This is a genomic window from Streptomyces sp. JH002 (assembly GCF_050916115.1).
In the GTDB taxonomy this organism is placed as follows: Bacteria; Actinomycetota; Actinomycetes; order Streptomycetales; family Streptomycetaceae; genus Streptomyces; species Streptomyces xiamenensis.
On record NZ_CP087989.1, the window covers coordinates 2,503,073 to 2,527,445 of the forward strand.

General features: G+C 70.8%; 25 protein-coding genes. 11 read left to right on the forward strand and 14 right to left on the reverse strand.

The window, feature by feature from the left end; genetic code table 11:
- Positions 1-147: 147 nt before the first annotated feature.
- On the forward strand, positions 148-1,083 hold the full coding sequence (locus tag H7827_RS11140; protein ID WP_432744596.1) for an alpha/beta hydrolase family protein: 936 nt from the start codon (positions 148-150) through the stop codon (positions 1,081-1,083).
- Between the two features lie 96 nt (positions 1,084-1,179).
- On the opposite strand, the gene sucD is transcribed toward H7827_RS11140, so the two are convergent.
- From sucD to H7827_RS11155, 3 genes are all read right to left on the reverse strand, one after another.
- Complete coding sequence (gene sucD, locus H7827_RS11145) at positions 1,180-2,067, reverse strand: succinate--CoA ligase subunit alpha (RefSeq protein ID WP_030728988.1); 888 nt, start codon at positions 2,065-2,067, stop codon at positions 1,180-1,182.
- Between the two features lie 26 nt (positions 2,068-2,093).
- On the reverse strand, positions 2,094-3,269 hold the full coding sequence (gene sucC / locus H7827_RS11150; protein ID WP_030728990.1) for an ADP-forming succinate--CoA ligase subunit beta: 1,176 nt from the start codon (positions 3,267-3,269) through the stop codon (positions 2,094-2,096).
- A 197-nt stretch (positions 3,270-3,466) separates the two neighbouring features.
- Positions 3,467-3,871, reverse strand: coding sequence for a cobalamin B12-binding domain-containing protein (locus tag H7827_RS11155; protein ID WP_432747974.1), 405 nt, complete (start codon positions 3,869-3,871; stop codon positions 3,467-3,469).
- Positions 3,872-4,218: 347 nt separating this feature from the next.
- Here H7827_RS11155 and H7827_RS11160 point away from each other — a divergent pair, with 347 nt between their 5' ends.
- Positions 4,219-5,619, forward strand: coding sequence for a peptidoglycan DD-metalloendopeptidase family protein (locus tag H7827_RS11160; protein WP_432744599.1), 1,401 nt, complete (start codon positions 4,219-4,221; stop codon positions 5,617-5,619).
- An 84-nt stretch (positions 5,620-5,703) separates the two neighbouring features.
- On the opposite strand, the gene H7827_RS11165 is transcribed toward H7827_RS11160, so the two are convergent.
- Both H7827_RS11165 and pcrA read right to left on the reverse strand, forming a co-directional pair.
- On the reverse strand, positions 5,704-6,432 hold the full coding sequence (locus H7827_RS11165; protein ID WP_432744601.1) for a hypothetical protein: 729 nt from the start codon (positions 6,430-6,432) through the stop codon (positions 5,704-5,706).
- A gap of 165 nt (positions 6,433-6,597) precedes the next feature.
- A complete protein-coding gene (gene pcrA / locus H7827_RS11170) occupies positions 6,598-9,036 on the reverse strand; it encodes a DNA helicase PcrA (RefSeq protein WP_432744603.1) in 2,439 nt (812 codons plus the stop codon).
- Between the two features lie 113 nt (positions 9,037-9,149).
- Here pcrA and H7827_RS11175 point away from each other — a divergent pair, with 113 nt between their 5' ends.
- The 6 genes from H7827_RS11175 (at position 9,150) to H7827_RS11200 (ending at position 15,033) form a co-directional block, all read left to right on the forward strand.
- Positions 9,150-9,785: a DUF1707 SHOCT-like domain-containing protein gene (locus tag H7827_RS11175; protein WP_364239531.1), complete on the forward strand. Its 636-nt coding sequence runs from the start codon at positions 9,150-9,152 to the stop codon at positions 9,783-9,785.
- A gap of 204 nt (positions 9,786-9,989) precedes the next feature.
- Positions 9,990-11,228, forward strand: coding sequence for an NlpC/P60 family protein (locus tag H7827_RS11180; protein ID WP_400010264.1), 1,239 nt, complete (start codon positions 9,990-9,992; stop codon positions 11,226-11,228).
- Between the two features lie 135 nt (positions 11,229-11,363).
- On the forward strand, positions 11,364-12,299 hold the full coding sequence (locus H7827_RS11185; RefSeq protein WP_432744606.1) for an ABC transporter ATP-binding protein: 936 nt from the start codon (positions 11,364-11,366) through the stop codon (positions 12,297-12,299).
- Positions 12,299-13,063 (forward strand): ABC transporter permease, encoded by a 765-nt coding sequence (locus H7827_RS11190; RefSeq protein ID WP_432744608.1) that lies wholly within the window; start codon positions 12,299-12,301, stop codon positions 13,061-13,063. The genes H7827_RS11185 and H7827_RS11190 overlap by 1 nt, the downstream gene beginning before the upstream one ends.
- A 9-nt stretch (positions 13,064-13,072) precedes the next feature.
- On the forward strand, positions 13,073-14,416 hold the full coding sequence (locus tag H7827_RS11195) for a sensor histidine kinase (RefSeq protein WP_432744610.1): 1,344 nt from the start codon (positions 13,073-13,075) through the stop codon (positions 14,414-14,416).
- Positions 14,413-15,033, forward strand: a complete 621-nt coding sequence (locus tag H7827_RS11200; protein WP_386534423.1) for a response regulator — start codon at positions 14,413-14,415, stop codon at positions 15,031-15,033. Before H7827_RS11195 ends, H7827_RS11200 begins: the two co-directional genes overlap by 4 nt.
- Positions 15,034-15,151: 118 nt before the next feature.
- Here H7827_RS11200 and H7827_RS11205 read toward each other — a convergent pair whose 3' ends face one another.
- On the reverse strand, positions 15,152-16,141 hold the full coding sequence (locus H7827_RS11205; RefSeq protein ID WP_386534420.1) for an alpha/beta hydrolase: 990 nt from the start codon (positions 16,139-16,141) through the stop codon (positions 15,152-15,154).
- A 178-nt stretch (positions 16,142-16,319) separates the two neighbouring features.
- A complete protein-coding gene (locus H7827_RS11210; protein ID WP_432744612.1) occupies positions 16,320-16,814 on the reverse strand; it encodes a DUF1801 domain-containing protein in 495 nt (164 codons plus the stop codon).
- A gap of 192 nt (positions 16,815-17,006) precedes the next feature.
- On the opposite strand from H7827_RS11210, the gene H7827_RS11215 reads away from it, so the two are divergent.
- Positions 17,007-18,896, forward strand: a complete 1,890-nt coding sequence (locus H7827_RS11215) for a penicillin-binding transpeptidase domain-containing protein (RefSeq protein WP_432744614.1) — start codon at positions 17,007-17,009, stop codon at positions 18,894-18,896.
- Here the strand turns inward: H7827_RS11215 and H7827_RS11220 are convergent.
- From H7827_RS11220 to H7827_RS11235, 4 genes are read right to left on the reverse strand one after another with little or no spacing between them, the layout of a single operon-like run.
- The gene (locus H7827_RS11220; RefSeq protein ID WP_432744616.1) at positions 18,877-19,533 is read right to left on the reverse strand and encodes a YdcF family protein; all 657 of its coding nucleotides are present in this window, start codon (positions 19,531-19,533) and stop codon (positions 18,877-18,879) included. The two genes, H7827_RS11215 and H7827_RS11220, sit on opposite strands and share 20 nt — an antisense overlap.
- A gap of 17 nt (positions 19,534-19,550) precedes the next feature.
- On the reverse strand, positions 19,551-19,766 hold the full coding sequence (locus tag H7827_RS11225; protein ID WP_432744618.1) for a DUF397 domain-containing protein: 216 nt from the start codon (positions 19,764-19,766) through the stop codon (positions 19,551-19,553).
- Between the two features lie 41 nt (positions 19,767-19,807).
- Positions 19,808-20,017 (reverse strand): DUF397 domain-containing protein, encoded by a 210-nt coding sequence (locus tag H7827_RS11230; protein ID WP_432744620.1) that lies wholly within the window; start codon positions 20,015-20,017, stop codon positions 19,808-19,810.
- Complete coding sequence (locus tag H7827_RS11235) at positions 19,993-20,841, reverse strand: helix-turn-helix domain-containing protein (protein ID WP_432744622.1); 849 nt, start codon at positions 20,839-20,841, stop codon at positions 19,993-19,995. Before H7827_RS11235 ends, H7827_RS11230 begins: the two co-directional genes overlap by 25 nt.
- 123 nt (positions 20,842-20,964) lie before the next feature.
- Here H7827_RS11235 and H7827_RS11240 point away from each other — a divergent pair, with 123 nt between their 5' ends.
- Both H7827_RS11240 and H7827_RS11245 read left to right on the forward strand, forming a co-directional pair.
- Entirely contained in the window at positions 20,965-21,213 is a 249-nt protein-coding gene (locus H7827_RS11240; protein ID WP_432744624.1) for a hypothetical protein, read from the forward strand.
- A complete protein-coding gene (locus tag H7827_RS11245) occupies positions 21,210-21,587 on the forward strand; it encodes a hypothetical protein (RefSeq protein WP_432744626.1) in 378 nt (125 codons plus the stop codon). The genes H7827_RS11240 and H7827_RS11245 overlap by 4 nt, the downstream gene beginning before the upstream one ends.
- A 177-nt stretch (positions 21,588-21,764) precedes the next feature.
- Here the strand turns inward: H7827_RS11245 and H7827_RS11250 are convergent, their stop codons facing one another.
- From H7827_RS11250 to H7827_RS11260, 3 genes are all read right to left on the reverse strand, one after another.
- On the reverse strand, positions 21,765-23,078 hold the full coding sequence (locus H7827_RS11250; RefSeq protein ID WP_432744628.1) for an MFS transporter: 1,314 nt from the start codon (positions 23,076-23,078) through the stop codon (positions 21,765-21,767).
- 74 nt (positions 23,079-23,152) lie between these two features.
- Positions 23,153-23,506, reverse strand: a complete 354-nt coding sequence (locus tag H7827_RS11255) for an ArsR/SmtB family transcription factor (RefSeq protein WP_432744631.1) — start codon at positions 23,504-23,506, stop codon at positions 23,153-23,155.
- Between the two features lie 66 nt (positions 23,507-23,572).
- A complete protein-coding gene (locus tag H7827_RS11260) occupies positions 23,573-24,373 on the reverse strand; it encodes an ABC transporter permease (protein WP_432744633.1) in 801 nt (266 codons plus the stop codon).

The window sequence follows — 24,373 nt, forward strand, 5'->3', positions numbered from 1 at the left end:
CCTTCCACGAGATTGCAAAGCGGAACAGCGTTCCGTATCGTCGGGAACGGAGCACGGTTCCGTTTTCCCATGATGACAGACCGCCGGGCCCTCCCCTGCCCTGATCAGGCCGGGAGCGCACGGCGGCAGACAGCGGAAGGCACATCCATGACCGACCCGACCACCACCACAACCCCGACCCACGCGCCCGCCGCGGTGATATCCGCGCAGCCCGTCGTCCTCCCCGCCCCCGGCCGGGGAACGGACCTGCGGGTACGGGTGTCGGCCCCCGCCACCGGCGGCGAACTGCCCGTCATCGTCCTCTCGCACGGTCACGGGTCCTCACTGCACGGCTACGGCCCGCTCGCCGACCACTGGGCGGCCCACGGATTCGTCGTCCTCCAGCCCACCCACCTGGACTCCCGCACGCTCGCCCTGCCCGCCGACGATCCCCGCACACCCAGGATCTGGCGCTACCGCGTCGAGGACCTGTTCCGTGTGCTGGACCGGCTCGACGTGCTGGAGGCCGCCGTACCGGGCCTCGCCGGGCGCGTCGACCACGAGCGGATCGCCGTCGCCGGCCACTCCTGGGGCGCCCAGAGCGCGAGCATGCTGCTGGGCGCGCGTGTCCTGGACGCCGACGGCGCGCCGGGCGACGACCTGTCCGATCCCCGGGTCGGCGCGGGTGTGCTGTTCGCGGTGACCGGCCTGGGCGATGACCTGAGCCCCTTCGCGCGGGAGCATCTGCCCTTCATGCGGCCGTCCTTCGCCACCATGACGACACCGGCGCTCGTCGTCGCCGGCGACCGGGATCAGTCCGCGCTCTCCACCCGGGGCCCCGACTGGTTCACCGACGCCCACACCCACAGCCCCGGGACCACGTCCCTGCTCACCCTGTTCGGCGCGGAGCACTCGCTCGGCGGCATCAGCGGGTACGAGGCCGCCGAGACGACGGACGAGAGCCCCGCCCGGGTGGCGCTGGTCCAGCGGCTGAGCACCGCCTTCCTGCACAGCGCCCTGCGTCCCGGTGACACGGGCTGGAAGGCGGCGGCCACCGCGCTGGAGGCGGACCCCGAGCCGCTGGGCGCGCTGCGCACGCCGTGAGCGCACGCCGGTGCGCCGGAACGGGTACCGGGGAAACACACGAGGGTGCCCTCCGCCGTGCGGCGGAGGGCACCCTCGTGCGGTACTACGGAACGGTCAGCTCGCGGCCAGCAGCTCGCGGGCCAGCAGCGCCGTCTCGGACGGGGTCTTGCCGACCTTCACGCCCGCGGCCTCCAGGGCCTCCTTCTTGGCCTGCGCCGTGCCGGAGGAGCCGGAGACGATGGCGCCGGCGTGGCCCATGGTCTTGCCCTCGGGCGCGGTGAAGCCCGCCACGTAGCCGACGACTGGCTTGGTGACGTTGGCCTTGATGAAGTCCGCGGCCCGCTCCTCGGCGTCGCCGCCGATCTCGCCGATCATCACGATCAGGTCGGTGTCGGGGTCGGCCTCGAACGCCGCGAGGGCGTCGATGTGGGTGGTGCCGATGATCGGGTCACCGCCGATGCCGACCGCCGAGCTGAAGCCGATGTCGCGCAGCTCGTACATCATCTGGTAGGTCAGGGTGCCGGACTTCGACACCAGACCGATCCGGCCGGGCTTGGTGATGTCGGCCGGGATGATGCCCGCGTTGGACTGGCCGGGGGTGATCAGGCCGGGGCAGTTGGGACCGATGATGCGGGTCTTGTTGCCCTTCTTGCCGGCGTACGCCCAGAACGCGGCGGTGTCGTGCACCGCGATGCCCTCGGTGATCACGACGGCCAGCGGGATCTCGGCGTCGATCGCCTCGATGACCGCGTCCTTGGTGAACTTCTCCGGCACGAAGATGACGGTCACGTCGGCGCCGGTCGCCTCGATGGCGTCCTTGACGCCACCGAAGACCGGGATCTCGGTGCCGTCGAAGTCAACGGTGGTGCCCGCCTTGCGCGGGTTGACACCGCCGACGATGTTGGTGCCGGCGGCGAGCATCCGCCGGGTGTGCTTCTGGCCCTCGGAGCCGGTCATCCCCTGGACGATGACCTTGCTTTCCTTGGTGAGAAAGATAGCCATGGTGTGTTCGGTGTCCTCGTCCGTCGTTACTTGGCGGCCAGCTCGGCGGCACGGTCGGCCGCGCCGTCCATGGTGTCGACCTGCTCCACCAGCGGGTGGTTGGCGTCGGTCAGGATCTGCCGGCCCAGCTCGGCGTTGTTGCCGTCCAGACGGACGACCAGCGGCTTGGTGACCTCTTCGCCCTTGCCGGCGAGCAGGTCCAGCGCCTGGACGATGCCGTTGGCGACCGCGTCACACGCGGTGATGCCGCCGAAGACGTTCACGAAGACCGACTTGACGTCGGGGTCGCCCAGGATGATCTCCAGACCGTTGGCCATCACCTCGGCCGAGGCGCCGCCACCGATGTCGAGGAAGTTGGCCGGCTTGGCGCCACCGTGGGCCTCGCCCGCGTACGCCACGACGTCCAGGGTGCTCATGACGAGCCCGGCGCCGTTGCCGATGATGCCGACGTTGCCGTCGTCCAGCTTGACGTAGTTCAGGCCCTTGGCCTTGGCCGCCGCCTCCAGCGGATTGGCCGCGGCCTTGTCCTCCAGCTCGGCGTGGCCGGGCTGACGGAACTCGGCGTTCGCGTCCAGGGAGACCTTGCCGTCCAGGGCGATGATCTTGCCGTCGCCGGTCTTCACCAGCGGGTTGACCTCGACCAGCAGGGCGTCTTCCTTGATGAAGACGTCCCACAGCTTCTGGAGGGTGAAGACGACCTGGTCGGCGATGTCGGCCGGGAACTTCGCCGCCTCGACGATCTCGCGCGCCTTGGCCTCGGTCACGCCGTCGATCGGGTCGACCGCGATCTTGGCCAGGGCCTCGGGGTTGGTGGCCGCGACCTCTTCGATCTCGACACCGCCCTCGACGGACGCCATGGCGAGGAAGGTGCGGTTGGTGCGGTCCAGCAGGAAGGAGACGTAGTACTCCTCCGCGATGTCCGCGGTCTGGGCCAGCATCACCTTGTGAACGGTGTGGCCCTTGATGTCCATGCCCAGGATGGCGCCGGCCTTGTCGACCGCGTCCTGCGGGTCGGAAGCCAGCTTCACGCCGCCGGCCTTGCCGCGGCCACCGACCTTGACCTGCGCCTTGACGACCGCACGGCCGCCCAGTCGCTCGGTCACCGCGCGCGCCGCCTCCGGCGTGTCGATGACTTCACCGGCCAGCACCGGTACGTCATGCTTGGCGAAGATGTCCCTCGCCTGATACTCGAACAGGTCCACGCGCGTCCGTCCCTCAATCAGTGGTCTCGCGGTTCGTCGATTCAGCGTGGGCGTGCCGGGTGGCCGCAGCGCATGCGAGCACGCGGCAGGTCCGCAGAGCAGCGTACCGGGGGGCAATTTGCCTATCTGAAATCCAGGTCACACCTGGGTGGTGACAAGGGTCACAAAACCGTACGGCACGGGTCGCCGCGGCTCCCTCAGGCGGCCCTGATGTGGTCGCGGACCCAGGTCACGACATCGCCGGTGGGCGCCCCCGGGGTGAAGATCGCCGAGACCCCGGCGGCTTTCAGCGGCGGAATGTCCGCCTCCGGGATGATCCCTCCCCCGAAGACCTTGATATCGGCGGCGCCCCTCTCCTTCAGAAGTTCGATCACCCGGGCGAAGAGTGTGTTGTGCGCGCCGGAGAGGACGGAAAGGCCGATCGCGTCGGCGTCCTCCTGAATGGCGGTGTCCACGATCTGCTCGGGGGTCTGGTGCAGGCCGGTGTAGATGACCTCCATCCCCGCATCCCGCAGGGCGCGCGCGATGACCTTCGCGCCGCGGTCGTGACCGTCGAGCCCTGGCTTGGCGATCACGACACGGATCGGTCCGGAAACACCCATCAGAAGCCTCCCGAGGAGCTCCGGCACCGATGCCGGAGTGAACGGACATTAACCTCAGCATCCCGCAACGGGCCAGGCTTACGCACGCGCCGCGAGACAGATCACAGGGGAGGAGGAAAAGAGAGGGCACGGGGCACCGGCGGGACCTTTTGCTCGAACAGATATCGAACACATCGTGTGGCACCGATGGTGCCGGTCCCGAATGACGACTGATTGCCCGATTCTTGAACCCGCGAAACCCCGGGAAAGATTGTCGCGGCCCGGAAACGACAGGTACAGTCGCGCTGCCGTACGCAGCCGCCGGGTCCCCACCCCAGCTCCTGTAGTCGAGCCGAAAGGCGTAGTCAGTGAGCGATCGTCACCCGTCGGGAGTCTTCTCTCCGACTGGCCACACTGACGAGATCGGAAACCCCTCCTACGGGACGCTCTCGTACGACGGTTACGCGACGTACGACGGGTACCAGGCACCGGGCCACGCACCGGAGCAGACCTACACGCAGGCCCACGGGCAGCCCCAGACGCACGCACCGGCCCACGGGTACGACGGCTACGAGGCGTACCAGGGCGGCTGGGACAGCGCCTACGGCTGGGAGCAGCAGCAGACCCCCGCAGCCGGCACCGCCACCCTGGCGCCGGAGCACGAGGCCACCGCCACCGCCGACGGGCAGCAGACGTACGCCGGTTACGACGCGTACGAGACCTACGGCTCCCCTGTCGCGGACCCGTACGACACCCCCGTGCACGGAACTCCCCTGTACGAACAGGAGTATCAGCCGGAGTCCGAACAGGAACCGGGCACGGCCCCGGGGATGGGCACGGAGGCGCACGGCGATCCGGACGCCACGACAGCGGCCGGCCCGGACACCGAAGCACCCTACGAGCGGGAGACCGCCGAGGACGCCGACGGTGACCCGTCCACGGCCGACGCCTGGACACCGGAGCCCTGGCAGCCCTCGGAGGGCCCGCAGGACGACCTCCAGGACGAGTGCGCCCCCGAACGCCCGGCGGGCCGCGGCCGGCGCCGCTGCGTCAAGCCCAAGCGCTCCGCCTTCCTCTCGGTCGCCGCACCCTCCCTCGCCGTCCTGGGCATGACCGCCGTGGCCACCGCCGCCACCGTCTCCACCTCCGACAGCGTCGAGGACGAGCCCCCGGTGGCCGCCCCCGACCCCGGCGAGGCCAAGACGGTCGAGGCAAACAAGGAGTTCGACACCCAGCTGGAGAGCCTGTCGGCCGCCGTCGACGACTACGCCGACCGCGCCAACCGCACCCAGGGCCGTATCGACCTGGAGGAACGGCTGGAGCAGGAACGGCTGGACGCCGAGGCCGAGGCCGCGCGGATCGAGGCGGAGCGCCCCAAGTTCGCGCTCCCGGTCGACCAGCGCGGCCTCAGCTCGTACTACGGCCAGGCCGGCATCAACTGGCTGTCGCTGCACACCGGCATCGACTTCCCGGTCAGCTACGGCACCCCGGTGAAGGCCGCCACCGACGGCACCATCCGCACCCAGTGGCACATCAGCTACGGCAACCTGCTGATCCTCACCGCGGCCGACGGCACCGAGACCTGGTACGCGCATCTGAGCAGCACCACCTACCAGTCCGGCTACGTCCAGGCCGGCACGGTCATCGCCTACTCCGGCAACTCCGGCAACTCCACCGGGCCGCACCTGCACTTCGAGGTACGGCCGGCTTCCGGCGGCACCATCGACCCGCTCACCTGGCTGCGCAACAAGGGTCTTGAGCCCAACTGACGCACGGCTGATCACACGCAACGCGGAACGGCCCGCCTCCCTTCGGGGAGGCGGGCCGTTCCGCGTGCGGGCCGGGGGTGCCGGTCAGCTGTTCTGGCTCTGACCCACCCGGTAGGCGACACCGAGGGCGGCCAGCGGGGCCACGAAGACGAAGATCCAGTTGATCGCCTCGGCCGACTCCTTCCAGGAGTCGAAGATGTCCCCGAAGTCACCGAAGAGGTAACCGAAGGCGCTCTTCTGCTCGATCCCGTACATGGCCGCCTCACTGGCGGAGATGCTGTCGGCCTGGTCGGCGATGATCGCCGAGAGCGCGAACAGTTCACCGAGGAACATCGCGACCAGGGCGATCGCCGCGCCCGCCGCGTACAGGCCCCAGTTGCGCGGGACCAGCTTGCCGATCGGCAGCCCGATCAGCGCGCCGATGACCACCGCGGCATACGTGAACTGCGGGTACTCGCCGGACTCCTCGTCGAACATCCCGGCCACGATGTAGCCGTACGCGATGAACAGCACGATGCCGATGCCCAGCGCCGCCAGGATCGCCAGCAGGACCTTGTTGCCGCCGGCGGCGGCCGGCGGCGGCGGGGGCGGCGGGAAGCCGCCCTGCGGCGCGCCACCGTACGGCTGCTGCGGCGGCTGCCCGTAGGCGCCGGGGCCACCGGCCGGGGGCTGCTGCGGGTAGCCGTAACCGGGCTGCGGCGGCTGCTGGGGCTGCTGGGGCTGGCCGTAGCCACCGCCGGGCGGAGGCTGGTTCGGCGGCGGCTGCTGGCCGTACCCGCCCGGCTGTTGCGGCTGCTGCCACGGCTGGCTCATGAAGTCCCCCTGGGTGGAGAGTGATCCGTACTCCGTGGTCGGTGAAGAAGAGGAGTACGTGCGAAACGACGAAGGCAATGACGAAAGCAATGCCGAGTCATCTCATCTCGTCCGGGGTGACTTCACAAGGTTTTTATCCTGTCTGTGACAGGACAGCGACATGCCTCAGAGCTTTTCCACCGGAGCGTAACGCAGCAGCAACCGCTTGGGTTTTTCCCCGCCGAAGTCGATCGTCGCCTCCGCCCGGTCCCCGCTGCCCTGCACCGAGACCACCCGGCCCAGGCCGAACGAGTCGTGGCTGACCCGGTCGCCGGCCGTCAGCGCCACCACCTCCCGCTGCGTACCGCCCCTGGCGGGCGCCCGGTTGGTCGCGAAGCCGCCGGTCGCCGTCCCGGAGGAGGCGGGGCGGCGGCCGATCGGGGCGGGCGGGGGCGGCGCGAGCGGGCCGGTGCGGCGCCACTCCAGGTGCTGTTCGGGGATCTCCTCCAGGAACCTGGAGGGCGGGTTGTGCTGCGGCTGCCCCCAGGCGCTGCGCAGCGCCGCCCGGGTGACGTACAGCCGCTCGCGCGCCCGCGTGATGCCGACGTACGCGAGCCGGCGCTCCTCCTCCAGCTCCTTGGTCTTGCCGAGCGAGCGCATGTGCGGGAAGACGCCGTCCTCCATGCCGCTGAGGAAGACCACCGGGAACTCCAGGCCCTTGGCGGTGTGCAGGGTCATGAGGGTGATCACCCCCTTGTCCTCGCCCTCCGCCTCGTCCGGGATCTGGTCGGAGTCGGCGACCAGCGCGACCCGTTCGAGGAATTCGGCGAGGGTGCCGGAGGTTTCCTCCTCCTCGCCTTCGCGCTCCTGCTCGAATTCCAGGGCGACGGAGGCCAGCTCCTGGAGGTTCTCCACCCGGGTCTCGTCCTGCGGGTCGGTGGAGGACTGCAACTCCGCCAGATAGCCGGTCTGTTCGAGCACCGCCTCCAGTACGGTGGCGGGCCCGGCGCCGGATTCGGCGATCGTGCGCAGCTCCTCCATGAGGACGTTGAAGCGTTTGACGGCGTTCATGGAACGCGCCGCCATGCCGTACGCCTCCTCCACCCGTACGAGCGCCTGCGCGAAGGAGATCTTCTCGCGCTGGGCGAGCGCGTCGATCATCGCCTCGGCGCGGTCGCCGATGCCGCGCTTGGGGACGTTGAGGATGCGGCGCAGCGGCACGGTGTCCTCGGGGTTGGCCAGCACCCGCAGATAGGCGAGGACGTCGCGGACCTCTCGCCGCTCGTAGAAGCGGACGCCGCCGACGACCTTGTAGGGCAGGCCGACCCGGATGAAGACCTCTTCGAAGACCCGGGACTGGGCGTTGGTGCGGTAGAAGACGGCGACATCGCCCGGCTTCGCGTCGCCCGCGTCCGTGAGCCGGTCGATCTCGTCGGCCGCGAACTGGGCCTCGTCGTGCTCGGTGTCCGCGACGTAGCCGATGATGCGGGCGCCGGCGCCGGCCTGGGTCCACAGGTTCTTGGGACGGCGGCTCTCGTTGCGCTCGATGACGGCGTTGGCGGCGGAGAGGATGGTCTGGGTGGAGCGGTAGTTCTGCTCCAGGAGCAGGGTGGTGGCCTGCGGGTAGTCCTCCTCGAACTGGAGGATGTTGCGGATGGTGGCGCCGCGGAAGGCGTAGATGGACTGGTCGGCGTCACCGACCACGCACAGTTCACCCGGCTCCTCGGTGCCCACCAGCTCGCGGATGAGGGTGTACTGGGCGATGTTGGTGTCCTGGTACTCGTCCACCAGGATGTGCCGGAAGCGCCGCCGGTAGTGCTCGGCGATGTCGGGGAACGCCTGGAGCAGGTGGACGGTGGTCATGATGATGTCGTCGAAGTCCAGCGCGTTGGCCTCGCGCAGCCGGGACTGGTAGAGCGCGTACGCCTCGGCGAGGGTCTTCTCAAAACCGTCGGTGGCCTGTCCGGCGAAGGTCTCCTCGTCGATCAGCTCGTTCTTGAGGTTGGAGACCTTGGCGCTGAACGACTTGGGCGGGAACCGCTTGGGGTCCAGGTCCAGGTCGCGGCAGACCAGCGCCATCAGCCGCTTGGAGTCGGCGGCGTCGTAGATGGAGAAACTGGAGGTGAAGCCGAGGTGCTTGCTCTCGCGGCGCAGGATGCGCACGCAGGCGCTGTGGAAGGTCATCACCCACATCGCGGCGGCGCGCGGGCCGACCAGTTCCTCGACGCGCTCCTTCATCTCACCGGCGGCCTTGTTGGTGAAGGTGATGGCGAGGATCTGCCCGGGGTGGGCGCCGCGGGCGGCCAGCAGGTACGCGATGCGGTGGGTGAGGACCCGGGTCTTGCCGGAGCCGGCACCGGCCACGATGAGCAGCGGCGTGTCGCTGTGGGTGACGGCGGCGCGCTGCTGCTCGTTCAGTCCTTCGAGCAGCTGTGCCGGGTCCATGACGGGCTTGGGGGCACCGTTGCGGTACCAGAGGTCGCGTTCGGCCACCTCGGAGGACGCGGCGAAGAGGGCATGCGGGACCTCCTCCTCGCGGTGGTCGTCCTCGGGAGGGGGCGGCGGTGGCTCCGCACCGGGGGGTACGAGATCCGCCAGAACACTGTCGTCAAAGAGGCCGCTCATCGTCTCCCGAGTCTAGGACCCTGCGCCGGGTGGCTGCCCCGCCGTGCGTCCGGCCCGGGCCCGGCCGGGCCGAGGGTCCACGGAACCGCCGTCCGCTCCTACAATCAGGTCTCATGACCGAGCGCCGATCGCAGGACGAACTGCGTGCCTCGCACGCCGACCGGGACATCGTGGTCGAACGGCTGCGCGAGGCAGCCGGGGAGGGCCGGCTCGATCTCGACGAGCTGGAAGAGCGGCTGGAACGGGCGCTGACCGCCAGGACCTACGGCGAGCTGGCGGCGCTGACCACCGACCTGCCCGGCCCCGCCGGGCCCACGCCCGCGACGGCCCCCGCTCCGCTCGCACCCCGGCCCGCGGCGCGCCCCGTCCCGGCCGAACTCACCGTCAAGGGCGGGATGGGCGGCGCGGAGCGGACCGGCCACTGGCGGGCACCGGCCAGGATCATCGCCCGCGGCGGCATGGGCGGCGTCAAGCTCGACTTCACGCAGGCCGAACTGAGCGCCCTGGAGACCGAGGTGGAGATCCACGGCGGCATGTCCGGGGTGACCCTGGTGGTTCCGGCGGGCTGGGCGATCGACGCCACCGACTTCGAGGAAGACCTCGGCGGGCTCAAGAACAAGACCGAGCACGTGGTGCCCGACGAGCGCACGCCCGGGCTGCGGCTGACCGGGAACGGCGGCATGGGCGGCGTCGTCGTCCGCCACCCGAACCTGTGGGAACGGCGCCGGCTGCGGGAAAACCCGTCCTAGGTCACAAATTGATTTCGGTCATATCGCACATCAGCCTTCACAAGAGCCCCTCATGATGGCTACCGTGCGACGGCAGGTGGCTCGCTCCCCCGCCCGCCGGTCCCGGCGGCACGAGCCGCCGACCGCTGACTCCGGGTGCGCCGTGGGGGCCACCATCCCCCGGTAGGCGGCAGAGGAAGTGGACACAGAAGGAGACCTCCGGCCTTGGGTACTCACCGCAAGCCGCGTACCGGAATCCTGGAATCCCCCGCCGGCCGCCGGGGCGCCCTGGGCATGGGCGCCGCCGCGCTCGCCTCGGCCACCCTGCTGTCGTCGCAGACCGCGTACGCCGACGACATCGACGACCAGCGCGAACGCGCCGAGGCCGCGGCCGGCCGCGCCGCCGACGTCAAGGACCGGGTGGACGCGCTCTACCGGGAGGCCGGCACCGCCACCCAGCACTACAACGCGGCACAGGAGGACGTGACCGCGCAGCAGGAGCTGGTCGAACAGCTGCTGGACGAGGCGGCCCAGGCCACCGACCGGGTCAACGAGGCCCGCCGCACGCTCGGCAGTTACGCCGCCGCCCAGTACCGTACGGGCGCCGGCTCCGCGATGCCGTCCACCATCACCTTCATGCTGTCAGCCGATCCGCAGAGCTACTTCGACCAGCGGTACGCGCTGGACCGGCTCGGCGAACAGCAGCAGCAGGCGCTCACCGACTTCACCGCACGGCAGTCGCAGGCCACCGAGCAGCGCGACGCCGCGACGGAGGCGCTGGACGAACTGGTGGTGCGCGAGGACGAACTCCAGGAGCAGAAGGAGACCGTCCAGGGCAAGCTCGCGGAGGCGCGGCAGCTGCTGGAGCAGCTGACCGAGGAGGAGCAGGACGAACTGGCCGAGCTGGAGCGGCTGGAGCGGGAAGAGGCCGAGCGGGTCGCCGAGCAGGAGCGCCTGGAGCGCGAGGCGGCGGAACGGGCCGCGGCCGAGGAGGCCGCCCGCGCGCAGGAGGAGGCGGACGCGGCGGCCGGGCAGGGCTCGGGCGGCTCCGGGTCGGGCTCCGGCTCCGGGTCCGGGTCGGGCTCGGGTGGCTCGGACACGGGCGGCACGTACGCGACGAAGGCGGAGGCCGCGATCGCCTTCGCGGAGGCCCAGATCGGCAAGCCGTACGTGTGGGGCGCCACCGGACCGAACTCGTACGACTGCTCGGGGCTGACCCAGGCCGCCTGGCGCGAGGCCGGGGTGACCATCCCCCGCGTGACCTGGGACCAGGTGAACATCGGCACCAAGATCGCCAAGTCCGACCTGCAACCCGGCGACCTGGTCTTCTTCTACAGCGACATCAGCCACGTGGGCCTGTACATCGGCGGCGGCCAGATGATCCACGCGCCCAAGCCGGGCGATGTGATCAAGGTCGAGTCGATCGACTACATGCCCTGGCACAGCGCCGTCCGCCCGGCCTGACACGGGCCGGCCGCCCAGCCGGTGACGCACCCCGCGCGGTGCCCCGCATCCACCGATCGGTGGATGCGGGGATCAACCGAAGGCCGGGCGTTGTGGTCGATGTGGCGGGGTGGGGTGCGCTCGTAGCGTCGCCGCATGACCGCATTGGACGTGCGACATCTGCACAAACGTTATGGGCGGCACGTTGCCGTGGAGGATGTCTCCTTCACCGTCGAAGAGGGGGAGATCTTCGGCATCATCGGGCCCAACGGCGCCGGCAAGACGACCACCGTCGAGAGCATCGCCGGCCTGCGAACGCCCGACTCGGGCTCGATCTCGGTGCTGGGACTCGACCCGGTCAAGGACCGGGCGGAGGTGCGTGAGCTGCTCGGCGTGCAACTCCAGGAGAGCAGCTTCCCGGACGCGATCAAGGTCGCCGAGGCCCTCGACCTGTACAGCTCCTTCTACCGGAACCCCGCCGACTGGCGCGAGCTCATGGAGCTCCTCGATCTGACCGGGAAACGCGACACGCGGTACAAGGCGCTCTCGGGCGGGCAGAAACAGCGGCTGTCGATCGCGCTCGCGCTCGTCGGCAATCCGAGGATCGCGATTCTGGACGAGCTCACGACGGGCCTGGATCCGCAGGCGAGGCGCGACACCTGGAGCCTCGTCGAGCGGGTTCGCGACACGGGCGTCACGATCCTCCTCGTCACACACTTCATGGATGAGGCGGAGCGCCTGAGCGACCGGATCGCCGTCATCGACGGTGGCCGGGTCGCCGCCGTGGACACGCCCGAGGGGCTGATCGCGCGGTCGAGCCCGGTGCAGCAGGTCCGGTTCCGTGTGAGCCAACCGCTGGACATGGGTGTTCTGACCGATCTTCCCGACGTGAGCCGTGTCGAGATCACCGGGGGACGCTGGCTGGTCACCGGCAAGGGGCAGTTGCTGAGCAGCGTGGCGGGGGCCCTCGCCAGGGCGCAGGTCGTGGCGGAGGATCTCCGCGTCGACCAGCGCAGCCTCGACGACGCGTTCGTGGCCTTCACCGGACGCGCTCCGCAGACGCCGGGATCCTCCGGCACGAGGGTGGACTGATGCCTGCTCTGCTGAAGTTGGTCAAGGTCGAGACGGGACTCTTCCTGCGGGACTCCGCCACCGTCGTCTTCGGTGTGCTGTTCCCGGCGGGGCTCCTGCTCGGGCTGGGTTCCGTCCCGGCGCTCCGGGAGGTGTCGCCGGAGAACGGGGGGCTCCGGTCCATCGACATCTGGGCGCCGACGGCGCTGGTGTTCGGGATGGTGATGATCGCCGTGCAGCACATCCCGGCGGTGGTCGCGACGTATCGGGAGCGCGGCATCCTGCGCAGGCTCTCGACCACCCCGGTGCATCCGCGCAGTGTCCTGCTCGCGCAGATGATGGTCGCGTTCGCCTCGGTGGTCGTCTCCGCGGCACTCATGATCCTCCTCGCGTGGGCGGTGCTGGACATCGCGCCGCCCGAGCGGCCGCTGGCGTTCGTCGTCGCCTCCGTCGTCGGCTACGCGGCGCTGCTGGGGATCGGCATGATCTCCGCGGCCGTGGCCCCCACGAGCGGTGCCGCGAACCAGACCGGCACTCTCCTGTTCGTCGCACTCATGTTCTTCGGCGGGGCCTTCCTGCCGCGTGCCCTCATGCCCGATGTGCTGCGCACGGTCGGCGAGTTCATACCGCCGGGGTTGCAGGCTCTCACCACGGCGTGGTCCGCCGAGGCGGGCGAGGTCACGGCCACCGCCGGTGGCCAGCCGTTCTGGCTGCAAATTGCCATAATGGCGGGCATCGCCGTGACCGCGAGCGCGATCGCCGCGAAGCTCTTCCGGTGGGAGTAGGAGTCGATGATGCGGGATGCCGGGGCCGGTGAGCACCCGGGCTCCGGGACGCACGCATCCGCCATCGCGGAAGAGGTGGAGAGCGCGCACCGCTCCCGGCTGGCCTGGAAGGCGGAGCAACTGCGGGTCTGGGGTCTGCTGCAGCTGGTCACACCGTGGCTGCTGCTGACGATCTCGACGGCGGTCTACTTCTCGTGGACGCTGCCGGCCTCCGGTGAACGCTTCTGGCCCGAGGGCGCGTCCGTCCTCGGGCTGGTCGCGGCCTCGGTGCTGTGGGTGCTCTTCGGGCACACGCTGCCCCTCAGGAGGAGGACGCTGCGGCCCGTGCCGGCGGGCCTGTACTTCGTGGGACTGCTGGCCCTGTCCGTCACCCTCATGACGTACTCCGACATCTTCCTCGTCTTCACCGTCGCGGGCTTCTTCCACGCGTACATGCTCAAGCCGTGGCCGTTGGGGGTGCTCGGAGTCCTGACCACCTCCGTGGCCCTCAACGGCTCGGCGATGAGTGTGTGGGAGGACCCGACCCCGCAGACGCTCGCGGAGCTCATCCTGATCGTCACCGTGCAGACCGCGGCGATCGGGGTGGGCATCGTGCTGACCGCGCGCAGCGAACCGGAGGAACGCAAGCGGGAGGCGCTCGTCGAGCGGCTTGAGGCGGCCCTGCACGAGAACGCCGGACTGCACGCGCAACTGGTGGCCCAGGCCCGTGAAGCCGGGGCGCAGGATGAGCGGCAGCGACTGGCCGGAGAGATCCACGACACGCTGGCCCAGGGCCTCGCCGGCATCATCACGCAGCTCCAGGCGGCGGAGCGTTCGGCGCGGGTGCGGGGCGAGACGGAGGAGCACGTGGGGCGTGCGCTTCGGCTCGCGCGCAGCAGCCTGACCGAGGCCAGGCGGTCCGTACAGGCGCTCGCTCCCCGGGAGCTGGGGCGGGCGCACCTCCCCGACGCGCTGCGCACGCTGACCGAGCGGTGGTCGCGGGAGCAGGGGACCAGCGCGCACATGGAGGTCACCGGCACGCGGGAGCCGCTGAGCCCGGCGATCGAGGTGTCTCTGTTCCGGGTCGCGCAGGAGTCGCTGACCAACGTGGCGAAGCACGCGGACGCCTCACGCGTCGGTGTCACGCTCTCGTACACGGGCACCGAGGTGCTGTTGGACGTGCGCGATGACGGACGCGGGTTCGCGGACGAGGTCGGCACCGGCTTCGGCCTGACGAGCATGCGCCAGCGCATCAGAGGGGTCGGCGGTCACCTGGAGGTGCAGGGCGCGCCGGGTGACGGGGTGTCCGTCAGTGCGCGCGTTCCGGCGATCGCGCCCGGGGGCACGCGAGCGAAGGGGGAGCTCGACCGATGATTCGACTGGTCGTTGTCGACGATCATCCGATCGTGCGGGGTGGTCTTCGCGACACCTTCGCGGACGCCGAGGACATTGTCGTGGTCGGTGAGGCCGGGGACGGCGCCGAGGGTGTCGAACGCGCGCGGTCGCTGGCGGCGGATGTCGTGCTCATGGACCTGCGGATGCCCGTGATGGACGGCGTCGCCGCGACCGCGGCCCTGCGCGATCGGGCCCCGCGTGCCCGCGTGCTGATCCTGACCACCTTCGACAGCGAGAGCGATGTCCTGCCGGCGATCGAGGCGGGTGCGACCGGATATCTCCTGAAGGACGCGCTGCCCGAGGAACTGATGCGCGCCGTCCGCGCCGCCGCGCGGGGAGAGCCGGTACTCGCGCCGTCGGTGATGCAGCACCTGATGGGGCAGGTGCGCAGGCCCGGCGCCGGCACGCTGACCGACCGCGAGAGGGAAGTGCTGCAACTGGTCGCGAACGGCCGGTCGAATCGTGAGGCCGCCGCCGCGCTGTTCATCGGCGAGGCGAGCATCAAGACCCATCTGCAGCACATCTACGACAAGTTCGGCGTGCGCGACCGCGCCTCTGCGGTGGCCGAGGGCTACCGCCGGCGCCTGCTCACGTGATGCCCCGCGACAGGCCGCCCCGCCGCAGGCCGCCCCGGTGCAGGCCGCCTCGCCCCGGCGCCGTTCGGGGCGGGCCGGGGCGAGGCGTACAGCGGGCGAGGCGGTGCGGGGTGCCGGGCTACGCCTTGCGGAGCCGGCCGATGATGCCGTTGATGTCGTCGGCCAGCAGGTCCCGGCGGACGAAGTGCCCGCCCTCCACCTCGTGCCCTTCGTGCCCGATACCGGCCCCGGTCAGCAGCGACCGGAACTCCCGCTGGCCCGCCAGCACATGCACCTCGTTGAGGGTGTCGAACGGGTTGGTCGGATCGGGGCTGGTCCCGGCGACCAGGAAGATCCGCTTGTTGCGGTAACTCTCCAGCCGCTCCACCGGGTTGTCGGCGCTGACCCGGGCCTGGTCCCAGGGCACGCCGTAGACCGTGCCGGTGCCCAGTTCCACGGCGGCGGAGGACACGTTGGCCCAGTGCACCACCGCGCCGTCGTCGCGGCGCAGGCTGGCCGGTCCGGAGTGCGCGCTCACCGAGGCGAAGTGGCCGAAGTACTTGGCGGCGTACTTCAGCGCGCCGAAGCCCCCCATCGAGAAGCCGCCGACCGCGCGGCCGTCGTACTCGGCGTAGGTGCGGAAGTTCGCCTCGACCCACGGGAGGAGCTGGTTGATGTGGAAGTGCTCCCAGTTCCGGGGCCCGGTGAACGAGTTGACGGGGTTGCTGTACCAGCCGGCCGGGCCGCCGTCCGGCATCACGACGATGAGCGGTTTGCCGGCCGTCACGGCGCGGATGTCACGCCCGGGGTCGGTGTCGAAGGTCCTGAAGTCCTCCATGCCGCCGTGGAAGAGATAGAGGACGGGGTACGTGCGCCCGCTGGTGTGATAGTCGTCGGGCAGAAGCACGTTGACGGCCGGGTCCCACTGGATCGCGTCGGTCGCGAACCGGTAGTACTTCATCCGGGCGTTGGCCTCGTTGCGCTCCACGATCCGCAGCCCGAAGCCGTCACCGACCGCGTGCGCCGCCGACGCCGTGGCCAGGACGGCACCGCCGCCCAGCGCCATCGCGGCGGTGATCGAGCCGGCCGCCTTCAGTACCCCGCGCCGGTCCGGACGGTATGCGCTCATGGTGCCCCCTGGCGTTCGCGCGCTCACTGGGCCGCACCGCGCGGCCCTCGACCACGCTAGGAGCGGCCCGACCGGGAGAACCCGTATTTCCACGGCAACCGCGCATTCCGGGTGCCGGACCTCCCCACGGGGGGCGGGGAGGTCCGGCCGCACACCGGCGACGGCTCCGGGATCCGCGTCAGGAGACGGCCTTGGTGATCAGATCCCGGAGGGATGCCTCCGCCGCCTCGCTCAGCTCGTCGGTGATGGCGTAGGACGTCGGCCACAGGCCGCTGGCGTCATCGAGGTTCGCCGTCTCGTTGAAGCCGAAGACGGTGTACCGGACCTTGTCCATCCGCCCGCTGCGGAAGAAGCACACGACCTTGCCGTTCTTGGCGTACGCGGGCTGCCCGTACCAGAGCTTCGGCGCGAGCTCCGGGGCGGCCTCGGTGACCATGGCGTGCAGGCGTTCGCCCAGCGCCCGGTCCCCGTCCGGCATCTCGGCGATCTTGGCCAGGCACTCCTTTTCCTCCGCCGCGGCCTTGGCCGCGCCCCGGCCACGGCGCCCCTCGGCCTTCAGCTCCGCGGCGCGATCCTTCATCGCCGCACGCTCCTGCTCGGAGAACCCCTCCCCCGAGGACGCGGAGGACGTGGTCTTCTTCTTCCGATCGCTGGACTTCGGCGCGCTGCTCATGGGGCGTGCTCCTGTGGTCGCGGGTACACGGTGCCACTCACGGTAGCCGTCCGGAGCGGATCCGGGCTTCTCGAATCCTGATCGGCGCGGGGCGGCGCGCCACCGATGCCGCGCCGACGCCATGCCGAAACAGCATCACACCGCGCGATGGTGTCTTGGACCGCCGCGCGGCACCGGCCGATGCTGAGGCGCATGACCAACCGGACATATAAGAGGAGCGGGCTGATCGCGCTCGCGCTCGTACTCGTCCTCCTCGCGACAGCGGCCGTGATGCTGGTGCTGCGCCGGGACGACGGCGGGAGCCCGGCCGAACGGGCGAACGCCGGAGCCCAGCGGTTCCTGGACGCCTGGGCGGCCGGTGAGCTGGAGCGGGCCGCCGGATACACGGACGACCCGGAGGCGGCGCGGTCGCTGCTGGAGTCGGTGGAGAACAATCTGCGCGCCGAGGACCTGACGCTCGGCGCGCCGGGCGAAGCCGTCGCCGCCGACAGCGAGGAGGACGGCGGGGACGCGTGGGCCGTGCCCTTCACCGTCACCTTCACCCTGCCGGGCCTCGGCGCCTGGGCCTACGACACGCAGGCCGTGCTGCGCCCCGGCGGCGCGGACGACGGCTGGCAGGTGACGTGGGAGTCCGCCCTCGTCCACCCGCAGCTGGCCGAGGGCCAGACGCTGGTGCTCTCCCACGGAGAGGCCGAGCGGGCGCCGGTCCTCGCGGCGGACGGCAGCGAGCTGGCCGGCCCGTCCACCGTGTGGGAGGTGAGTGTCTGGCCGGCCCGGCTGACCGATCCGCCCGCCGCCTGGGCGGCCCTGGACGCGCTCGACGCCGGGATCGACACCGACGCGCTCGCCGACCGGGTCGCGGAGGCCGGTCCGGACGAGGCGGTGCCGGTGGTGACGCTGCGCGACAGCGTCTTCCAGGAACACGCGGAGGACCTGCGGGCCGCGGAAGGTCTCCAGTTCGCCGAGGGCAGCCGCCAACTGGCGCACGCGGCCCGGGCCGTGGTCGGCGGCGTGGACGGCAGCGGGGCCGGGGTGTCCGGACTCCAGGAACGCTACGACGAACAGCTCGCGGGTACGGCGTCGGCCGCCGTGGTCATCGCCGACCGGGAGTCGGGCGCCGCACTGGAGACCCTGTACGAGCGGGAGGGCGGTGAGCCCGGCGAGCCGGTGACCACGACCATCGATCCGGCGGCGCAGCGGGCTGCCGAGGCCGCGCTGGAGGACGCGGGGCGCGAGGGCGCGATCGTCGCCGTCCGGCCCTCGACGGGCGAGGTGCTGGCCGCCGCCGACTGGCCCGTCGACGGCTTCGCGCGTTCGCTGACCGGACAGCTGGCACCGGGCTCCACCTTCAAGGTGGTGACGGCGGCGGCACTGCTGGAGGGCGGCCTGACGCCCGGCGACGTGGTCGGCTGCCCGAAGTACGCGACCGTCGACGGGTTCCGCTACGAGAACCAGAACGAGTTCGAGCTGGGCCCGGACACCACCTTGCACGAGGCGTTCACGGCCTCCTGCAACACCGCGCTCATCGAGAACCGCGACCGGCTCGCGAACGACTCCCTGCACACGACGGCACAGGCGTTCGGCATCGGCACGGAGTGGAACGTGGGCGCGGCCACCTACGACGGCAACGTTCCGGTGGCGGAGAACGACAACGAGCTGGCCGCCTCCCTCATCGGCCAGGCCCGGGTGCAGACCAGCCCGCTGGTGATGGCGTCGGTGGCGGCGACGGTCGCGGACGGGACGTTCCGGCAGCCGGTCCTCGTCCCGGACGCCGTGCGGGAACGGCACGAGGCCACGGCCACGCTCGACCCGCAGACGGTGGAGGGCCTGCGCACGATGATGCGGGCGACGGTCACCGAGGGGTCGGCGTCGGCGCTGCGCGAGGTGCCCGGGGTGCCGCACGGCAAGACGGGGACGGCGGAGTTCGAGAACGCGGACGGCGAACTGTCCACCAACGCCTGGATCATCGGCTACCTCGGCGAGCGGGATCTGGCCTTCGCGGTGGTCCTGGAGGACGGCGGCTCGGGCGGCAGCGACGCCGGCCCGGTGGCGGCGGCCTTCCTCAACGCGCTGAACGGCTGAGCCGCGACACGAATCCCGACGCGCACAGACGCTCGAAGGCCGCCCGTACCTCTGGGGGTACGGGCGGCCCGACGAGGAACCCGAGCTCCGGGTAGGTGATCAGCCGCTGGAGCGTCCCCACCAGCATGTCGATGACCAGCCGTTCGTCACCGAGGGCGGATACGTACCCGTCGTAGTCCACGAGCGCGGAGGCACTGACCACCTCCACCTGGGGCCAGACCTTGCGCGCGGTGGCGTGCGCCCGGCGCTCCTCGTACGGCTTGCTGACCAGCAGCACGGAGGAGACGGAACGGCCGGCGTTGGCGAGGACGGTGCGGGAGAAGGCGATGTTCTCGCCGGTGTTCGACGCCCGGGGCTCCAGCAGGATGGCGTCCTCGGGCACCCCGAGCGCGATCGCCCGCTCCCGGTAGTGCACGGCCTCACCGCGCGGCATCCGCGCCCGGGTCGTCGGACTGTTCCCTCCGGTGAACAGCGCCACCGGCGCCAGCCCCCGCAGGTACAACCCGGCGGCGACATCGGCGACTCCGAGATCATGACTCCCCAGCCCGATCACCACGTCGCAGGGTCGCGCCTCGTGCTCCATGCGGTGGTACGCCCAGACCAGCCGGGCATCCGCCCGGGCCTGCTCGGTGATCAAGAGCTTCTCCGTCGAACTCAGAGCCGCCCGGCCCGCAGGGCCGCGACAAAGGCAGACCACGGGGCGGAAGCGAAGCGGACGACGGGCCCGTCGGGCCACTTGCTGTCCCGGACCGGCAGGACGCCGGGGTGGCCGTCGGCCACCTCGAGGCACTGACCGCCGTCCTGGTTGCTGTGGCTGGACCGCCGCCAATCCCTGACATCGTGTTCATCAATGCGCTGTGGTGTCGACATCCCACCGATTGTGGACCCCAGCAGCGCGGGAAGCCACGACGTCACAACCGACCGGCGCGAATCCGAGCCACGAACGACGCCCATTCGGCGTGACCGAAGCGGAGGATCGGCCCACCAGGATTCTTGCTGTCCCGGACGGGAAGCACACCGGGGCAACCGTCCGCCACCTCGACGCAGTCACCGCCGTCCTGGTTGCTGTAGCTGGACCTGCGCCACACAGCGTTGCTCATGTCGGTTCCGTAGGAACGCATGGAATGTCCTCCATCAGCTGCTCAATGAACGCCACAGATGCCGGTGGCGACAACGCTAGGTCGCGTAGCCGATCGTAAGCCAGCCGCAAGCGCTCAAAAGAGGGCGGATCTTCCGTCAGATCGCCCGAGTAGCCAGTCTCCACGTAGCCGATGGGACGCCCATTGGGCATCCACATCAACATGGTGTCCGTGTTGGTGAGACCGTGGATCCCAACAGAGAAGGTGAGCACCTGGATCGTGACGTTCGGGCGGCGCGCCATCTCCAGCAGATGCCCCAGCTGGGCATGCCAATCCCCCGGACTGCTGAGCTGCCGGTGGAGCACCGCCTCATCAAGAATGGCCCGGAAATCGGTGGGCTCCTTGCCGAAGAGCCGTTCTTGACGACCGAGCCTCGCCGCCACTTGGTCCTCAACGTCTCCACACATGGGCTGAGCGGCCAGAAGCAACTCCCGTGCGTACGCCTCGGTCTGAAGCAGACCGGGTACTACGCTCACCGAGTATTTGTGCATCACTCGAGCCTGACCCGAGAGCTGCATATAGCGCTGGTACTTATCCCGGAATGCACTGTCCCGGGCCAGCTCCCGCAGCTGCGACAGGTGCGGACCCGTGCCGTAGACCTCGTCCAGCGCCCGGATCACCTCCGGGCTGCCGAGTGTCTTGCCCGTCTCCATCTCGTGCAGGTACGTGTGGTCGAACCGCACCTTCTGGCTCAGCTCGCGATAGGACCACCCCCGCTCCGCGCGCAGTCGCGCCTGTTCCTCCGCCAGCATCCTGCTCGCCGACGGTTTGCCCTGATGACCTGAGAACGGCTTCCTCGGTGCCATGGAACTGCACACTCCCTCGTCGTCGATTGCCGACTCCCGACAGCGATTCCCTGGTCACGGTAGGTGTCGCGACGGCACGCTGATAGCCATCCGAACCAACCCCCCACGAAAGGGGCATCGTTCATGGCAGCGGAACCGGTCACCACAGGCACCATGAGCACGGCTGATCTCACAGCGTCACGGCAGGCCGCGCAGCGTGCTGTTGACGATCTCCGCGACGCGCTCAGGGCGCGAGGGGTGGTGCTGCCCTCGCTGGACGTCGACCTGCACACGTTCAGTGGGTCGTCCGTACGGCCCCTGGTGGAACTCGGGCGCTGCACGCCCGAGGTGGCGGGCGCGCTCGCCGCGCTGGTGCGGAAGGGCGGGCGGTGAGCCGCGAGGGGGAGCGGGTGGTGCGGCAGTTGCGGGATCTGCTGGCGTTGCTGGATGTTCCGCCCACCGCCGTGCAGGAGGTGAAGGTCGGGTCCGCGCCGCCGGTCATCAACATCCTGGGGATGCGCGTGCCCGTCGCGCGCCGCGTCGGGTCGCAGTTGCTCGCCGGGGCGCTGCGTCCGGCCGTGCTGCCGGGGATGGCGTTGTGGAGCGACCGGCAGAACCGGGTGGGCGAGGTGATGTTCGCCGCCACGTGCGGGCTGCCGCTGGACCTGCGGGCGCTCGACGATCCCGACGTCCACTGGCGGGCCACCGCCGCCGATCTGCGGCCGGCTCGGTTGCAGGAGATCGACCGAGCACGGGGGGCGTCGTGATCACTGCGCCGTGCCGGCATCAAGCGCTCGTGAAATGCGCGGAGGGCAGGCGGTGCACCGGCTGTGGGCGGCTGGTCTACATAAAGGGCGCGGCCACGCTGTGTTTCTGGCTCGCCGTGCTCGCCGGGGCGTTCGTGCTGCTGCTCGTCCGGACTGCCCGCGTCGAATAGCCGGCGGTCAGGGCCAGGCCGGGTGGTGCGTGTCGATCACGTAGTGATGGGTGTGGCGCCGGCCGCCGCTGGACAGGTGGGGGTGGCCGGGAGGCAGGTCGGGGTGGACGTGGGCGATGCGGGCGGGGTCGCGGGCCGGCCAGGCGGCCGTGGCCGTGAGGGCGGCGGCCAGGGACAGGGCCCCGAGCACCATCGCCGTGACGGGGATACCGGCACCCGCCGCCAGCCATCCGGCGAGCGGGTACGTCAGCAGCCAGCAGGCGTGCGAGAGCGAGAACCGGGTGGCGTACGCGGCCGGCAGGTCCGCCTCGGCGGCGGAGCGCCGCAGCACCCGGCCGCCCGGGGTCAGGACGGCGGCGGACGCCGCCCCGATCAGCGCCCACGCCGCGAGCAGCGCCGCCCAGGTCGGGGTGCCGGGGGCGGCGGCGGTCAGTGCGGCGACGGCGGCGAGGGCCGGGGGCAGGGTGAACGCGGCGGTCAGCATGACCGGGCGGTCGCCCCGGGTGGCCAGGATGCGGGGCAGCGCCAGTGCGACGGCCATGGACCCGGCTCCGTACGCGCCGAGCGCCAGCGACACCGCGCCGGCCGGGTGCTGGAAGTGATCGCGGACGATGACGACCGTGTTGACGTAGACGATCGCCCCGGCCGAGGCCACCGCGAGGTCGAGGGCGAGCAGCGCCCGCAGGCGCGGGGTGCGCCGGAACAGCCGCCCGCCGAATGTCACCGTCCCGCCACTGCGTTCCACCGGGACCGGCTTGGGCAGCACCGTGGACAGGACGAGGGCGGCGGAGGCGAGGAACCCGGCCGTGGTGCCCGCGAACAGCCAGTCGTAGGAGATGACGGTGAGCAGCGCCGCCGCGAGCGCCGGGCTGAGGAGGTTCTCCAGGTCGTAGGCGAGGCGGGAGAGGGACAGCGCCCGGGTGTAGTCCTCCTCGTCGGGCAGCAACTGGGGAATGGTGGCCTGGAAGACGGGGGTGAAGGCGGCGGATGCCGTCTGGAGGAGCGCAACCATGACGTAGACCTGCCAGATCTCGGTCACGAAGGGCAGCGCGAGCGCGACGCCGCCCCGGACGAGGTCCATCGCGGCCAGCAGGGCCCGGGGCCGTATCCGCCCGGCGAGCGCTCCGGCGAGCGGGGCGATCACGACGTACGCGACCATTTTGATCGCGAGCGCGGTGCCGAGTACGGCCGAGGCGTTCCGCCCGGCGAGGTCGTAGGCGAGCAGCGCCAGCGCGACCGTTGCCAGGCCGGTGCCGGCCAGGGCGACCAGCTGGGCGGTGAACAGGCGGCGGTAGGTGCGATGGCGCAGCACACTCAGCACGCGGGCCTCCTCCGGTCGGCGCGGGACGACCGGATCAGCATAGTCAATATGTGCACACGTATGCACGTGATGTTTTACTCGTGCGGCGGAAGCGCCCCGATCTGGTGATCGGCGACGTTCAGCGCCTCGTCCACCAGGCGCCGCAGGTGCCCGTGCCCCAGCCCGTACACCACGCGCCGCCCCTCCTTGCGGGTGACCACCAGACCGGCCAGCCGCAGCTTCGCCAGATGCTGGCTCACCGAGGTACGGGCCGCCCCGGTGGCCTCGGTGAGGGTGGTGACATCGGCCTCGCCCCGGCCGAGCCGTTCCATCAGGCCCAGCCGGGTGCGGTCCGCGAGCAGCGCCAGGACGGACACCGCGATATCCAGCCGCTCGCCGCCACCGGCACCACCGCCGCCGCGCTCCTGCGAACCGTGCGCATCTGCCATGACCTCGCCCCTTCCCTCACCCGGCATTCTAGGAGGACCGGGTGCGCACATGCGCACGCGTGAGCCTCAGGTGCCCGAGCCCGCGTAGTGCCGCAGCTGCCCGCGCCACAGCGCGTACGCCGCCGCGTACAGCAGTGGCCCCGCCAGCGGCGCACCGTAGGCCAGCCAGGCGGTGACGTGCAGGCCGTCCGTCCGGTCCAGCAGCACCCCGGCCGGCAGATAGGCGACGAACGCCACCGGTACGAGGTACGTCAGCGCCAGCCGGGCCGCGTCCGGGAACGCCTTCAGGGGGTAGCCGCCGAACGTGTTCATGAGGTCGTCGAGAAGGCCGCGCAGCGCCAGGTTGGAGAGCATCCGGAAGGAGAAGGAGGCGCAGGCGAGTTGCAGCGCACCCTCCACCATCGCGCCGCCGATCAGGGCCAGGACGAGATAGAGCAGCGCGGAGGGGGTGGGCGTGAAACCCGCCGGTCCGGCCGCCAGCACCAGGACGGTGATACCGGTGGCCAGGTCACCGAGGGTCGGCAGATGAACCTGGCGGCACAGCAGTTGAGTGAGCACGCCGGCCGGGCGCACCAGATAGCGGTCGAACTCTCCCGTACGGATGGCCACATCGAGATGGTGCAGCTGACTGGTGGGAACGACCAGCAGCCCATGGGAGGTGACCCGCATGCCGTACAGAAAGGCGATCTCGGCCATGCTCCAGCCACCGAGATCCCCGAACCGTGAGGTGATGACCCACAGGAAGAGCAGCCCCGTGCCCTGGTACGCGACGCCGCCCGCGAGGGTGAGCAGCAGATTGCTCCGGTACTGGAGCTGCGCCCGGTAGGCGGCCCCGGCGAGCAGCAGATACGTGCGGACGAAGGTCAC